Source organism: Aliiroseovarius sp. S2029, from assembly GCF_023195575.1.
Taxonomy (GTDB): domain Bacteria; phylum Pseudomonadota; class Alphaproteobacteria; order Rhodobacterales; family Rhodobacteraceae; genus Aliiroseovarius; species Aliiroseovarius zhejiangensis.
This window is the reverse complement of the sequence record NZ_JALPQE010000004.1, coordinates 265470-280438: the sequence shown is the minus strand read 5'-3', so window position 1 is coordinate 280438 and position 14969 is coordinate 265470. Positions and strand designations below refer to the sequence as shown.

Here is a 14969-nt window from a genome sequence, read left to right as displayed (position 1 = left end):
TGTCTCTCCGATACGGAACCCAATACGTTTGCAGGTGCCGTAGCATCCTATCGGCGGGCTGGCAATCAAGCCTGATTGACACGGTGGCCAAAAACACCAGAGTGCGGCCCTGAACACGCGAGGAGACCGCCAAATGCCCAAACAACCCCGCGCATGGCAACGGATGCTGTCTGGTCGGCGTCTGGACCTGTTGGACCCAACACCGATGGATATCGAGATCGAGGATATCGCCCACGGTCTGGCTTTCGTCGCGCGTTGGAACGGGCAGACCTTTGGGGATTTCCCCTACTCGGTGGCCGAACATTCGCTGCTGGTCGAAACGCTCTATTCCCGCATGAATCCCAACGCGCCGGTGAAGTGGCGGTTGGCTGCCCTCTTGCATGATGCGCCGGAATACGTGATCGGCGACATGATATCCCCCGTCAAATCGGCGGTTGGCCCGGCATATGGAGAGCTTGATGATCGCTTGATGGCGGCGATCCATATTAAATTCGGCCTGCCTGCAAAGCTGCCCGAGACCGTCAAAAAGGCGATCAAGAAGGCGGATCGAATCTCGGCCTGGCTTGAGGCGACCCAGATCGCGGGCTTCTCGGTCGCGGAATCCAACAGATTTTTCGGCACGCCGAACGCTGAGCAGATCAAAGGGTTGTCCATTGCGCTACGCCCCCCTGCCGAAGTGCGGCGCGACTTCACCAGACGACACGAAGATCTGCTGGGACAGATGACATGATCACCACCCGGCAAGCCCGTGCCGGGGATGCGCAGGCCATGTGTGATGTGCTCAATCCGATCATTCGGGAAGGGTCCACGACCGCGCATCGGTCGGAGTTTGACGTGAAGCGGATGCGGGCCACGCATATCGACGCGCCACGGCTGATCCGCACGACGCTGGCATTTGACGGCCATGACCTGCTGGGGTTTCAACTGCTGGAATGGGCAGACCCGGACAATGACGGACCAGAGGCCTTGCCCGATGACTGGGCCGTGATCGCAAGCTTCGTTCGCAGCGGGTTGCAGGGCCGTGGTTTGGGGCAGGTGCTGTGGCGGGACACGCTTTTGGCCGCCAAACGGGCAAATGTACGGGCCATAGACGCCAGCATCCGAACCGATAACGAGCCAGGCTTGGCCTACTACGCGAAGCTCGGATTCAGAGACTATTCCAGCATAATCGGCATGGTTTTGTCGGATGGAACAGTGGTCGACAAGACCCGCAAACGGTTCGATATCGCCTAAGCGCAGGTTTGCCCCTGCCGCCCAGTTGCATCGCGCCAGCCCAAGAACTGTTGCTGCGAAAAGGTCAGAATCAGATCATTCCATTGCAGCTGCTGCGCAATGCCTGCGGGGCAACCTGAAAGCGGCAGCACCTCATGCCGACCAAGTTCGCGGTCCAGCGCCGGCACGACGCCTTTGGGCGAACGTCCGAAGTCTATGCGCTTGTTCACCGGATCAACCTGTAGCCCGGCGGCATCTGGGCGAATGACCACCGCGCTGCGCGTCGGTGCTGGCGCCACGCAGGCGGTCAGACCAACCATCATCACGACGGCACCAAGACACCGCATCACTTCGGGCTGCGCTTGGCAAGGATGCGTTGCAGGGTGCGGCGGTGCATGTTCAGACGCCGCGCGGTTTCCGAGACATTGCGGTCACACAGCTCATAGACCCGCTGAATATGTTCCCACCGGACCCGGTCTGCCGACATCGGGTTTTCCGGCGGTGGCGGCATGGCGTCCGCTTTCGCCAACAGCGCGTTCATCACGTCATTTGCATCAGCGGGCTTCGACAGATAGTCATTCGCCCCGATTTTCACCGCCGAGACCGCCGTGGCAATCGCGCCGTAGCCGGTCAGAACCACAATCCGGGCATCGGGGCGCTTTTCGCGAATGGTTTCAACCACGTCCAGCCCGTTGCCATCCTCAAGCCGCAAGTCAACCACGGCATAGGCTGGCGGGCGAGCAGTGGCTATGGCCTTGCCCGCCGCGACGGATCCGGCCGTTTCGGGTGCAAACCCGCGTTTCTCCATCGCCCGCGCCAGTCGGCGCAGAAACGGTTCGTCGTCATCGACAAGCAGCAGGGATGCGTCCTCACCGATCGCTTCAAGTTCCTGTGCCGTCATCAGACCAACCTCCGGTTCGCGTCTTATTCAACTTTACCTATGCGTTTCGCACCGTAAGGTCAATTTCAACGCACCGAAACTGGCTATTTCTCCGAGGCGTCGATGAAGCACCCTACCCGGTCGGCCATCTGTTCCGGCGTCTCGTCGCGTTTGAAGAAATCGGCAAACCCGGTGTCAGGGAACATCAGATAGGTGAAGGTGGAATGATCCATCAGGTAATACTCCTCCTGCCCTTCTTCGGGTTCCTGCTTGCGGTAATAGGTTTTATAGGCCTGGCTGGCGGCTTTCACCTGCTCAGGCGTGCCGGTCAGCCCGATCATATCCTCGTGCATATAGCTGGTGAAATCGGCCAGATGCTCGGGCGTGTCGCGTTCGGGGTCGATCGAGATGAACGCCGACTGAATATCGTAGCCGCGATCCTGCAACAGACGCATCGCCTCGGCGTTGCGCGCGTTGTCCAGCGGACAGACATCCGGGCAGAACGTATAGCCGAAATAGACCAGAGTTGGCTTTGTGATCACATCCTTGTCGGTCACAAGCTTGCCAGTTTCATCGGTCAGCTCGAACGGGCCACCGATAGAGGCGACCCCGGTGCCCACCGCACCGGCCCGACACTGGGCAAACTTGTCGACCTCGCCGGTGGTGACATACCAGGTCACACCCACAAGCGCGGCGATGGCCAAGGCCCCGGTTACGGCATAAATTCGCATCATCGGCTCTCTCCTTCAGAACGTGTCGGCATTGATCCGATTTTTCCGCAGGACTAACAAGGGACCACAATGACGCAACCCAAAACAAGCAGGCGATGGATCACATGAGCGAGAACAGCACAGACCCCCTGGCCCACCGCATGTTTCAGGGGGACGGAGAGATCCTGCCGGGCCGCTGGGTGCGCCTGCGCACGTTGGTCGTGCTGCGTTGGGCGGCGATCTTCGGTCAAATCGCGGCCATCATCGTGTCGATTTACGTGTTCTCGCTGCAAATTCCGCTGGGTCTGGCGGCGGTGGCGATCGGCCTGGCGGTGATTGCCAATCTGGTCTCGCTGACCGTGTTTCCCAAGAACGCACGCCTGAACGAACGGGACGCCACAGGTATGCTTCTGTTCGATACGCTGCAACTGGCCTTCATGGTGTATCTGGCGGGCGGGCTTCACAACCCTTTCATGGTGCTTATCGTGGCCCCTGTCACCGTGGCTGCAACCGCGCTGTCGACCCGCGCGACCGTGATTGTCGGCAGCGTCGCCATCGCCGCCACCACAGCGGTTGCGGATTTCAACATCCCGCTGCACACACGGGACGGCACGGTGGTGCTGATGCCCGATCTTTTCGTATTTGGCATCTGGGTCGCCGTGGTGACCTCGATCGGCTTTGTTGGTCTCTATACCCGCAGAATTTCATCTGAAATGCGGTCGATGTCCGAGGCCCTTTTGGCCACGCAGATGGCCCTGTCGCGCGAACAGAAGCTGACGGATCTTGGCGGGGTTGTGGCCGCCGCCGCCCATGAGCTTGGCACGCCGCTGGCCACCATCAAACTGGTTGCATCAGAAATGGTGGACGAACTGGGCGATCAGACCGAGCTGCGCGAAGACGCGGCCCTGATCGGGCAACAGGCCGACCGTTGTCGCGATATTCTTCAGTCGATGGGTCGGGCGGGCAAGGACGACATGTTGATGAAAAGCGTGCCACTTGTGACGCTGGTCGAAGAAGCCGCCGAGCCGCATGTCAACCGGGGCAAAACACTGGAAGTCGCGGTCATGTCCCAGTTGAACGACCCGGCAGACGAGCCCGTCGTCGCGCGCCGCCCTGAGATCATTCACGGCCTGCGCAACCTGATTCAGAACGCGGTGGATTTCGCCACCACCACGGTCTGGATCGAAGTTGACTGGACCCACGATGAGATCAAGTTGCGGATCATTGACGACGGGCGCGGGTATTCTCCGCAGGTGATCGGCTGGATCGGTGATCCTTTCATTCGCGGCAGGAAGCCCGCCCAGGACAAGGGCCAGCGCCGGGAATACAAAGGTATGGGGCTGGGCCTGTTCATCGCCAAGACGCTGTTGGAACGCACCGGCGCAAAGCTGAGCTTTGCCAACGGCACCGAACCCTATACAGGTCGGCCGCATCCGCGCGAAAAATCCGGCGCCATCGCCCAGGTGGTTTGGCCCCGCGACACGGACGGAATCGAATACAGACCAGCCCAGGGAGGGCTGGGCGAAAACATCCCCTTCGGCTGAATGCGCTCCGGTTAAACCTTCATTAACCAACACGCGACTAGGGTGTTCCTCACTGCCGATGGCGGCGCAACGGGTGCGCCAGGGCGGAAAGGGGCAAAGATGGTCAACACTCTGCTTATTATCGGGATCGTCCTGGTCGCGTTCCTGACCGCGCTTGTCGCGCTTCTGGCCTTGTCGTGGGTGGAAACAAGGCGGCGCAAAAGCCTGCGTGACGATGCGGCGGCAAGCGACGGGCAACTGGTGTTCCTGTTCGACGATGAAACCCTGTGCGACGCCACACCGACCGCACGGCAAATGATGCTGGCCGGTCGCCCTGCCGGGCCTGAATCCGATTGGCAGCGGTTCGCACAGCTTCTGCACAACCGGTTCCCCGACCTGACCCGGCATATGGGCGATCTGGCCGATCTTGGAACGCTGTCCCTGACATCGACCGATGGCAGCAACCGGATCATCGCGGAATGGCGGGACGGGCTGGCGCGCATCGAACTGATCGACCGCGAAAGCCATGCCCCGACAAAAGCCATGGACCGGCTGAGCTTTGACGCGATGCAGCACGAATTGGAAAGCCTGCGCGCTACATCCGAGCATCTGCCCCTGATGGTCTGGCGCGAGGATGCAGGCGGCGCCATCACCTGGGCCAACAAATCCTATCTGGACCTTGCCGAACGGATGACCGAACCCGATGACATGGCCACCTGGCCGCCGCTGAAGATGTTTCAGCAAGGCCAGTTGATGGACGCGCAGGATCTGAAGCAACCGGGCCGTGTCGCAATTCAGTTTCCCGGCGATGACACCCGGCATTGGTTTGACCTGCACGAGGCCGAGTTGGGCAAAGATAGGCTCTATACGGCCGTTCCCGCAGACCGGATCGTCCAGGCCGAGACTTCGCGAAACGAGTTTATCACCACCTTGACCAAGACCTTCGCGCATCTGCCGATCGGGCTTGCGATTTTCGACCGCAAACGGCAATTGACGCTTTTCAACCCGGCCCTGACCGATCTGGTGGCATTGCCGGTCGACTTTCTGGTCGGGCGACCCACCCTGTCCGGGTTTCTGGACCGACTGCGCGAAAAACGCATGATGCCCGAACCGAAAGACTACATTTCGTGGCGCCAGCAGATGTCCGACCTTGAGGCAGCGGCGGTCAATGGAACTTACGAGGAAACATGGGCGCTGCCCACCGGGCAGACCTACCGCGTGACCGGACGCCCCCATCCCGATGGGGCCGTCGCCTTCCTGTTCGAGGATATCAGCTCGGAGATTTCCCTGACCCGCCGCTTCCGGGCCGAGCTTGAGATGGGCCAGGCCGCCCTGGACGGGATGGATGATGCCATCGCAATCTTCAATGCCGGGGGCGTCCTGGCGATGTCAAACAAGGCCTACAGCACCCTTTGGCAGAACGATCCGTCTGTCACATTGGGTGACATCAACCTGGGCGACGCAGTCAAAACATGGCGCGCGGCCTGTGGGGACACGCCTTTGTGGCAGTCCCTGAAAGAATTCATCGCCACAAGCGGCGAGCGATCCGACTGGCACCAACCTGTGGCACTGTCGGACGGGCGCCAGCTGACCTGCTTTGTCACGCCGATGATGCGCGGGGCAACCATGGTGCGTTTCGCCGCCTCTGCGACCGAAACCCTGCCCATCGTGAACCGCGACAGGTTCGTGACCGCAAACGCGTGAACGGGCTTGCGTCACCCTGACAGAGGGATAAAACTCCTGCCATGTCGCAGGCGTTTTCTCACCAGGTTCATTTCCCGTCACCGGATCACACCCGGCGATTTGCAGAGAATCTTTCGACCCGCCTTCGCAAAGGCGACGTGATCTTGCTGCAAGGCGGGATCGGCGCTGGCAAAACCCATTTCGCCCGGTCGCTGATTCAGGCGCTGCAGGTCAGGACCGGCCAGATCGAAGATGTCCCATCCCCCACATTTACATTGGTCCAAACCTATGACCTTTCCCCGGCCGAGGTCTGGCATGCCGATCTTTACCGGCTGACCCACCCGGACGAGGTTGAGGAGCTTGGATTGACACAGGCCTTTCAGGAGGCCATCTGCCTTGTCGAATGGCCGGACCGGTTGGGTGACCTCTGGCCCGACAAGGCACTGCTTGTATATTTCACGCCGGTCGCCGAGGACGGGCACGAGGACCATCGTGTGATCACATTTGAAGGTGATGCCGATACCTGGCGAACCCGTGTTCTGAAGTCTGTGCCCGCATGATTGATCGTGCGGATCAAATGTCGCGGTTTCTGGCCAGTGCCGGTTGGCAATCTGCCAACATGTCACCGATCACCGGCGATGCCTCGGCCCGAGTGTATCAGAGACTGTTTCACCCGAAAACACAACAAACGGCGATCCTGATGGACGCCCCGCCAGATCGCGCCGGTTCATCGGCGCCTTTCCTGGCTGTCGCCCAGTATCTAAAGCGGTCTGGTCTGTCGGCGCCGGACGTGTTTGCACATGACAGTACAGCCGGATTTCTGCTGCTGGAGGATTTGGGCGACGATCTCTTCACAAATGTGATCACAAACGATCCATCTCAGGAACGCCCGCTTTACGAAGCAGCCGTGCATGTGATCTGCCATCTGCACAGCCACCCTAATCCCCAGCTTCCAACCTTTGGCCCGGCACAAATGGCGCAAGCCACGGATCTGGCCTTCTTGCACTATCAGGAAACGCCGCGCGTGCAGCTAAGCGCCGACGCAACCGAAGCGATGGACGTGCTGCGACATATGCTGGCGCGGCTGGATGATTTCAACAAAGTCTCGTTGCGCGATTATCATGCCGAAAACCTGATCTGGCTGCCCCAACGCAGCGGCATCGCCCGCGTCGGACTGCTGGACTTTCAGGATGCGGTTCTGACCCATCCGGTCTATGACCTTATGTCGCTGATCCGCGATGCGCGGCGCGATGTCTCGCCTGCCATTGCCGACCACTTGATCACGATGTTCTGTCAGATCAATGGCCATGACGAAACCCGCTTTCGTGCCGAGGCAGCCCTGATCTCGGCCCAGCGCAATCTGCGGATTCTGGGCATCTTTGCCCGCCTGTCGCGTGTGATGGGTAAACCGCATTACGTCGATCTGATTCCACGGGTCTGGGCCAATTTGCAGACCGACCTGTCGCACCCGTCGCTGTCTCGCTTGTCGGCGGCGTTGGGACCGCTGCTTCCCCCGCCAACTGCGGATTTCCTGCACCACCTGAGGACACCATGCCAGACGCCGTCATGATTTTTGCCGCCGGGCTTGGCACGCGCATGGGCGTGTTGACCCGGACGCTTCCAAAACCGCTGATCCCGGTCAACGGGAAACCGCTGATTGACCACGCGCTTGATCTTGTCGACGATGGTCCGATCAAGAAGGTCGTCGTCAACCTGCACCATCTGGGCGATCAGATCGTCGAACACCTTGGCCAGCGCGACGTTCGATTTTCGCATGAGACGGATCAGCTTCTTGAAACGGGTGGCGGGTTGAAAAAGGCACTAAATCTGCTGAAAAGCGATGCGGTGGTGACGTTGAACTCTGACGCGGTCTGGTCGGGGCCGAATCCGATAAAGGCATTGATGCAGGCATGGGATCCTGACCGAATGGACGCGCTCTTGATGCTGGTTGCACCGAAAAATGCGATCGGCCACAAGGGCGAAGGCGATTTCATAATGGAGCCAAGCGGAGACCTGCGCCGAGGTGCTGGTCTGACCTATACCGGCTGTCAGATCATCAAGACCCAGCCCGTCGCGTCGATTGCCGAAGACGTGTTTTCGCTCAACACCGTGTGGGATCAACTGTTGTCCAGAGGTCGCGTTTTCGGTCTGGAACACCACGGACGCTGGTGCGATGTTGGCCACTCCGAGGGGATCACCCTTGCCGAAACCATGCTAAGGGATGCCAATGTTCGACCCAACTGACGCACCGCGCATATTCGGCACACCGCTCGGGGTCGATTTTCCGCGTGCGCTGGTCAACGGCGTTGTACATCGCCTGACCTCGCATGGCCCGGATGCGCTTGCACGGGTCGAAATGTTCGTCAACACCAGCCGTATGCAGGCCCGCACACGTGCCCTGTTTGATGGGCGGACCCGATTTCTGCCCCGGATCCGGTTGATCACCGACCTGGCGCGCGACCCGGCCCTGCACGATGTGCCACTGCCGGTCGCCCCTTTGCGCAGACGGTTGGAGTTGCGCCAGCTGATCGCCGCCTTGTTGGAGAAGGAGCCGGACCTTGCCCCGAAGGCCGCGGCCTTCGACCTGGCGGACAGTCTTGCCGACCTGATGGACGAGATGCACAGCGAAGGCATTCACCCGCACGACCTGCATATGCTGGATGTGGGCGAAATGTCCGAGCATTGGGCCAGAAGCCTGAAGTTCATCTCGTTGGTCGAACATTATTTCGATCACGACACGCTGGACCTGCCCGATGTTGAAACCCGCCAGCGCATGGTGGTCGAGGCCACGATTGCGAAATGGCAAAGCGAACCACCGCAGCACCCGATATTGATTGCCGGGTCCACGGGGTCGCGCGGGGCCACAGCAATGTTGATGGAGGCGGTCGCCCGTTTGCCGCAAGGTGCGGTCATTCTGCCGGGGTTTGATTATGACCTGCCTCGGCAAAGTTGGGCCGAATTAGACAATGTTTTCTCAGCACAGGATCACCCGCAATACCGGTTTGCGGCCTTCCTGAAACGCTGCGAGCTTTCACCATCAGACTTGCCGCGCTGGACCGATGATCCACCCCCCGAACCCGAGCGCAATCGGCTTGTCTCTCTCGCGCTGCGTCCCGCACCGGTCACGGATCAGTGGCAGGTTGAGGGCAAGGTCTTCAAGGGGGTCGAGGCGGCGACCCAGAACCTGACCCTGATCGAAACCCGCACACCCAGGGACGAGGCGCTGGCGATTGCCGTGGTCGTGCGCCGGGCCGTCGAGGATGGGGCATCGATTGCACTGATCACCCCCGACCGGAACCTGACCCGACAAGTGGCGGCGGCGCTGGACCGTTGGCGGATTGCGCCTGATGACAGCGCCGGTCGCCCGCTTGCCCTGTCGGCCCCGGGTCGGTTGCTGCGCCAGACCGCGCAACTTCTGTGTGAAGACACCAGCGGCGAGGCGTTGCTGGCCCTGCTGAAGCACCCTCTGACCCACAGCACCGCCGGGACGCGGGGCGATCATCTGCGCTGGACCCGCGACCTTGAACTTGGCGTGTTGCGCGGCCGTTATGCCCCACCAACTGCGCAGGCACTGACCGACTGGGCGAAAGAGTTTTCCGAAGAGCCCGCGCGCGCCAAGTGGGCCAGCTGGGTCGGCGACACGTTCCTGAACCAAGTGCAACCCGGCGAGTTGTCTCTGACCAGTTTGGTGCGAATTCATACCGACCTGACCGAGCGTATCGCACGGGGGTGTGCCACGGACGGCGCAGGCGCGCTGTGGGAACAGGCGGCAGGGCAGAACGCGTTGGAAACAGTCTCTGATCTTGCCGAAAACGCTGAATTTGGCGGAAACATGACGGCTGCTGCCTATCGTGATCTTTTCACTTCGGTTCTGAATGCGGGTGTGGTGCGTGACCCGGTCACGGCGCATCCCGGTGTGATGTTCTGGGGCACACTCGAAGCCCGTGTCCAGGGTGCAGATCGTGTCATTCTGGCGGGGTTGAACGATGGCACATGGCCCGAACTGCCGGGGCCGGACCCGTGGTTGAACCGCAAGATGCGCATGGATGCAGGGCTGCTGCTGCCCGAACGCCGTATCGGCCTGTCTGCCCATGATTTCCAGCAAGCCATCGCAACCCGCGAGGTGTTTCTGACCCGCGCAACCCGCGATGAAGACAGCGAGACCATCCCCTCGCGTTGGCTGAACCGGTTGTGCAATCTGATGGGGGGGATGTCTGAGGCGGGGAAGCAGGCCCTTTCCGAAATGCGCGCACGTGGTGATCATTGGGTCAAATTTGCGACGCAGTTGGACGAACCTGTGCAACCGGCCACCCCCGCCCCGCGCCCGTCGCCAGCCCCCCCGGTGTCTGCGCGCCCGACCGAGCTTTCGGTGACAGGTGTGACAAAATTGATCCGCGATCCTTATGCCATCTATGCCGACAAGGTGCTGCGCCTCAGACCGCTGGAGCCGATTCGTCAAACTGCGGATGCCCGCATCCGGGGCACGGTTTTGCACGAAGTATTTGAACGATATGTTGCCCAGTTCGATCCGGCCAGCAATCCCGACGACGACACCGCGCGGCTTATGACCATCGCGCAAGAGGTTCTGGATGAACACGTTCCATGGCCCGCCACACGCATCCTGTGGCTGGCCCGGATCGGGCGAGTCGCAGACTGGTTCGTAAACGAAGAGCGCATGCGGCGCAAAACGGCCATCAATCTGGCAAACGAGGTCTGGGGCGAAGCGATGTTCGACGACATCGGGTTCACGTTGCGCGCGAAGGCTGACCGGATAGACCAACGGCCGGACGGGCAGCTTGAAATCTATGACTACAAATCGGGTCAGCCCCCCAGCGAAAAGATGCAAAAGCACTATGACAAGCAGTTGCTGCTGGAAGCCGTGATCGCCAGGTTGGGCGGGTTTAGGGACATATCTGCCGCGTCGGTTGCCAGTGTTGCCTATATCGGGCTGACACCACAGGAAACAAAGATCATGCCGCTCTCGGATGCAGAGGTTGATCTGGTTCAGGCCGAGCTTCTGACATTGATCCGTGCCTATCACAGCCCGGATCAGGGCTTCACCGCCCGCCGCGCGGTTCACAAGCAACGGTTTGACGGGGACTATGATCACCTGGCCCGGTTCGGGGAATGGGATGACAGCGCAGACCCCGTGAATATCAGGGTGGGACAATGATGTTTGACGACGCCACGCTAAGCCAGATCCGGGCCGCTGATCCGCAAAACTCGACCTGGCTGTCGGCCAATGCCGGGTCCGGCAAGACGCGTGTTCTGACCGACCGCGTGGCGCGCCTGTTGCTCGAAGGCGTGTCGCCCCAGAACATTCTGTGTCTGACCTATACCAAGGCCGCCGCAAGCGAGATGCAGAACCGCCTGTTCAAGCGGCTGGGAGAATGGGCGATGAAAGACGATCAAGCCTTGTCCACCGCGCTGCGTGAACTGGGGTTGGAGACCATCGGCGACTTGTCCCTCGCGCGGCAGTTGTTCGCGCGCGCCACCGAAACGCCCGGCGGGCTGAAGATCCAGACCATCCACGCCTATGCGGCATCGCTTCTGCGTCGCTTCCCGATGGAGGCCGGGGTCTCGCCGCAATTCACCGAGATGGATGACCGCGCCGCCCGCGACCTGCGCGCCGAGCTGTTGGACCGGATGAGCGAGGGGTCGCTGGCAGGTCATGTTGCCGCTCTGTCGCAGCATTTCACCGGCGAGGACATGGAACAACTGACCGCCGAGATCACCGGCAATCGTACCCTGTTCGTCGAGCAGGTGACAGAAGCCGAGATTGCCGCCTGGTTCGACGTGTCGCCCTCGCTGGACGAGGACGCCATTCTTGACGCGCTGTTCCAACCCGGCGACTTGCAGATGCTGGCCGCGCTGCGCGACAACCTTGCCACCGGCAGCACCACCGAACAAAGGGCGGCCGGGCATCTGACGGGGGCGGACCTGACCGCACCATCTTTCGACATTCTGGACCGTTGCGCGCGGTTCATGATCCTTCAAAAACCACCCTATTCCGCCAAATCAGGGTCTTTTCCCACCAAGCCAATGCGTGCCGGGGCGTGTGCGGCGATTGTACCGCAACTGGATGATTTCATGCAGCGGGTCGAGGATGCCGTATTGGCGCGGATCGCCCTTTTGAACGTCAAGCGCACGGCAGCACTGCACAGATTCGCCTATCACTATGTGCGCCTTTATGAAGAGGCAAAACTGGCGCGGGGGTGGTTGGATTTCGACGACCTGATCCTGAAAGCGGGCGCCATTCTGACGGACCCATCGGTCGCTGCCTGGGTGCTGTTTCGGCTGGATGGCGGGATCGACCACATTCTTGTCGATGAAGCGCAGGATACAAGCCCCGCGCAATGGCGCATCATCGACAATCTGGCGCGCGAGTTCACCAGCGGTTTCGGCGCGCGAGACGACGTGGATCGCACGATCTTCGTGGTGGGCGACCCGAAACAGTCGATCTATTCCTTTCAGGGGGCCGAGCCCGCCGCCTTCGACCGGATGCGCGCGACCTTCACCGACCGCCTGTCGCAAGTGGGGCGCAGTCTGGTTCAGATGCCGCTTGAATACTCGTTCCGGTCGTCCCGCGCGATCCTGGAGTTTGTTGACCTTGCCCTGAAAACCCGGAGCGGTTTGGGCGGTGATTTCCTGCACCGCGCGTTCTTCGACACCCAGCCCGGGCGGGTCGATCTGTGGCCTGCAATCGAACCCGCCAGCCATGATGAAGACCGGGATTGGCATGATCCGGTCGATGCCCCGTCACCGCAAGACCATCGTGTTCAACTGGCCGAGCATATCGCCGACGACATCGACCGTATGATCAAGACCGAGACTATTCCGGCGGAAAACGGTAAACATCGCCCGGTTCATGCCGGTGACATTCTGGTGCTTGTCCGATCCCGCAAAGAGCTGTTTCACGAGATCATCCGCGCCTGCAAGTCCCGTGACATTCCCATTGCCGGGGCGGATCAGTTGAAGATCGGGGCCGAGCTTGCGGTTAAGGATCTGACCTCGCTTTTGTCTTTTCTGGCAACGCCCGAGGATGATCTGTCTCTGGCCGCTCTTTTGCGGTCGCCGTTGTTTGGGTGGTCCGAGGATGATCTGTTCCGGTTGGCGCATCCGCGCAGCAAGGGCAAATATCTGTGGCGCGCCCTGTCCGACCGCGCCGAGCAACACCCCGAAACGGTGCGCGTCTTGCAGGATCTGCGCGATTCCGCGGATTTCCTGCGCCCCTATGAATTGCTGGAGCGGGCGCTGACGCGCCATGGCGGTCGCCGCAAATTTCTGGGACGCCTTGGCCAAGAGGCCGAAGATGGCATCGACGCGCTGTTGGCACAGGCCATCGGCTATGAGCGATCCGGCACGCCCAGTCTGACCGGGTTTCTGACTTGGCTGCAAACCGACGATGTGACGATCAAGCGTCAGATGGATTCGGTGGGCCGTCAGGTTCGCGTGATGACCATCCATGGCGCAAAAGGCCTTGAAGCCCCGATTGTCATCCTGCCGGACCTCGCGCAAAAAAAAGCGTCCCCGATGCCGGCTGTTGCGAAGCTTCCGGGTGGCCATGCGTTTTTCTCGCCCAAGCAGGAAGATCGGACTACGTCTATCGACCAGGTTGCCCAGTCCTTGAAAGACGCCGAGATCGAGGAGCGGACTCGGCTGCTTTATGTTGCCATGACACGTGCCGAACACTGGCTGATTCTGGCGGCGGCCGGGACCATTGGCAAGCCCGGCTCCGATGTCTGGTATCGCATTTGCGAAGGCGCGATGAGCATGGCGGGCGGTGTCGATTGCGATTTTCCCACCGGGGCGGGAAAACGGTTTTCCGCAGGTGATTGGCCTGCACCGGCCCTGAACGATACAACAGAGGTGCAGGTCACAAAACCGGACCTGCCAAGCTGGCTGACGACGCGCGTGGATGCGCCCACGTCCACTGTCAAACCCATCTCTCCCTCGGATCTGGGCGGGGCCAAGGCGCTGGCGGGAGAAGAGGTCTTTGGCGATACCGATGACGCCAAAATGCGGGGACGGCAAATCCATCTGTTGTTGGAACACCTTCCCAAAATCCCGCAATCCAAATGGGATGAGACGGCACAGTTCCTGCTTGGATCGGGCGAAGATCGTGCCTCGGACACCGCGCTCACGTCCCTTCTGGACGAGGCGCGCGCGGTTCTCACCGACCCTGATCTGGCCCCCATCTTTGCCCGCGCCGACCTGGCCGAGGTGCCCGTCACCGCCACCCTGCCCAACCTGCCGGGTCGTGTGCTGCATGGGGTGATCGACAGGCTGATCCTGACCGAAAACGAGGTGCTGGCTGTGGATTTCAAAACCAATCGCGTCGTACCTGCCACAGCCGAGGACACGCCTGACGGGCTGCTCAGGCAATTGGGGGCCTATCGCGCGGTGCTTTGCCAGATTTACCCCGACCGGGATGTGCGCTGCGCGATCCTGTGGACACAAACCCGTGAGCTGATGCGTTTCGAAAATGCTTTGGTGGATGCGGCTTTCACGCACCTTGACGCAACCCGTCTGCCTACCTAGGTTCACCACAACATATAGGTTTCAGGAGAAGACAATATGGCAACTGTAGCTGTCACCGACGCCACTTTCGAACAGGAAGTTCGCCAGTCGGACATCCCCGTCATCGTGGATTTCTGGGCAGAGTGGTGCGGCCCCTGCAAGCAGATCGGCCCGGCTTTGGAAGAGCTTTCGACCGAATACGAAGGCAAGGTCAAGATCGTCAAAGTCAATGTTGACGAGAACCCGAACTCGCCCGCTCAGATGGGCGTGCGGGGCATTCCGGCCCTGTTCATGTTCAAGGACGGTCAGGTCGTGTCGAACAAGGTCGGCGCGGCGCCGAAAGCGGCTTTGCAATCCTGGATCGACGAAAGCGTCTGATCCCGGCATTGCATGACGGAACGTCGAAAAAAAGCCCCGCCAGTTTGGCGGGGCTTTCTTCTT

General features: G+C 60.7%; 13 protein-coding genes. 10 read left to right on the top strand and 3 right to left on the bottom strand.

Annotation, left to right across the window (positions count from 1 at the left end; translation table 11 throughout):
• Positions 1–133: 133 nt before the first annotated feature.
• Positions 134–730, top strand: coding sequence for an HD family hydrolase (locus tag MUY21_RS10425; protein ID WP_248410330.1), 597 nt, complete (start codon positions 134–136; stop codon positions 728–730).
• Complete coding sequence (locus tag MUY21_RS10420) at positions 727–1233, top strand: GNAT family N-acetyltransferase (protein ID WP_248410329.1); 507 nt, start codon at positions 727–729, stop codon at positions 1231–1233. Before MUY21_RS10425 ends, MUY21_RS10420 begins: the two co-directional genes overlap by 4 nt.
• Here MUY21_RS10420 and MUY21_RS10415 read toward each other — a convergent pair.
• From MUY21_RS10415 to MUY21_RS10405, 3 genes are all read right to left on the bottom strand, one after another.
• Positions 1230–1559, bottom strand: a complete 330-nt coding sequence (locus tag MUY21_RS10415; RefSeq protein ID WP_248410328.1) for a hypothetical protein — start codon at positions 1557–1559, stop codon at positions 1230–1232. The genes MUY21_RS10420 and MUY21_RS10415 overlap by 4 nt on opposite strands.
• Positions 1559–2113: an ActR/PrrA/RegA family redox response regulator transcription factor gene (locus tag MUY21_RS10410; RefSeq protein WP_248410327.1), complete on the bottom strand. Its 555-nt coding sequence runs from the start codon at positions 2111–2113 to the stop codon at positions 1559–1561. Before MUY21_RS10410 ends, MUY21_RS10415 begins: the two co-directional genes overlap by 1 nt.
• Positions 2114–2196: 83 nt before the next feature.
• Positions 2197–2826, bottom strand: a complete 630-nt coding sequence (locus MUY21_RS10405) for an SCO family protein (protein ID WP_248410326.1) — start codon at positions 2824–2826, stop codon at positions 2197–2199.
• Positions 2827–2927: 101 nt separating this feature from the next.
• Between MUY21_RS10405 and regB the strand changes: the two genes are divergently transcribed.
• The 8 genes from regB (at position 2928) to trxA (ending at position 14906) form a co-directional block, all read left to right on the top strand.
• Positions 2928–4346 (top strand): sensor histidine kinase RegB, encoded by a 1419-nt coding sequence (regB, locus tag MUY21_RS10400; protein WP_248410325.1) that lies wholly within the window; start codon positions 2928–2930, stop codon positions 4344–4346.
• Positions 4347–4445: 99 nt separating this feature from the next.
• Positions 4446–6029 carry a PAS-domain containing protein gene (locus MUY21_RS10395; protein WP_248410324.1) on the top strand — a complete coding sequence of 528 codons (1584 nt, stop codon included), beginning with the start codon at positions 4446–4448 and terminating at the stop codon, positions 6027–6029.
• 41 nt (positions 6030–6070) lie between these two features.
• The gene (gene tsaE / locus MUY21_RS10390) at positions 6071–6568 is read left to right on the top strand and encodes a tRNA (adenosine(37)-N6)-threonylcarbamoyltransferase complex ATPase subunit type 1 TsaE (RefSeq protein ID WP_248410323.1); all 498 of its coding nucleotides are present in this window, start codon (positions 6071–6073) and stop codon (positions 6566–6568) included.
• A complete protein-coding gene (locus MUY21_RS10385) occupies positions 6565–7578 on the top strand; it encodes a phosphotransferase (protein ID WP_248410322.1) in 1014 nt (337 codons plus the stop codon). The genes tsaE and MUY21_RS10385 overlap by 4 nt, the downstream gene beginning before the upstream one ends.
• A complete protein-coding gene (locus tag MUY21_RS10380; protein WP_248410321.1) occupies positions 7560–8252 on the top strand; it encodes a nucleotidyltransferase family protein in 693 nt (230 codons plus the stop codon). The genes MUY21_RS10385 and MUY21_RS10380 overlap by 19 nt, the downstream gene beginning before the upstream one ends.
• Complete coding sequence (gene addB, locus MUY21_RS10375) at positions 8236–11181, top strand: double-strand break repair protein AddB (RefSeq protein ID WP_248410320.1); 2946 nt, start codon at positions 8236–8238, stop codon at positions 11179–11181. The genes MUY21_RS10380 and addB overlap by 17 nt, the downstream gene beginning before the upstream one ends.
• Entirely contained in the window at positions 11178–14549 is a 3372-nt protein-coding gene (addA, locus tag MUY21_RS10370; protein WP_248410319.1) for a double-strand break repair helicase AddA, read from the top strand. Before addB ends, addA begins: the two co-directional genes overlap by 4 nt.
• Before the next feature lie 36 nt (positions 14550–14585).
• On the top strand, positions 14586–14906 hold the full coding sequence (trxA, locus tag MUY21_RS10365) for a thioredoxin (RefSeq protein WP_191286805.1): 321 nt from the start codon (positions 14586–14588) through the stop codon (positions 14904–14906).
• The last annotated feature ends 63 nt before the right edge of the window (positions 14907–14969 follow it).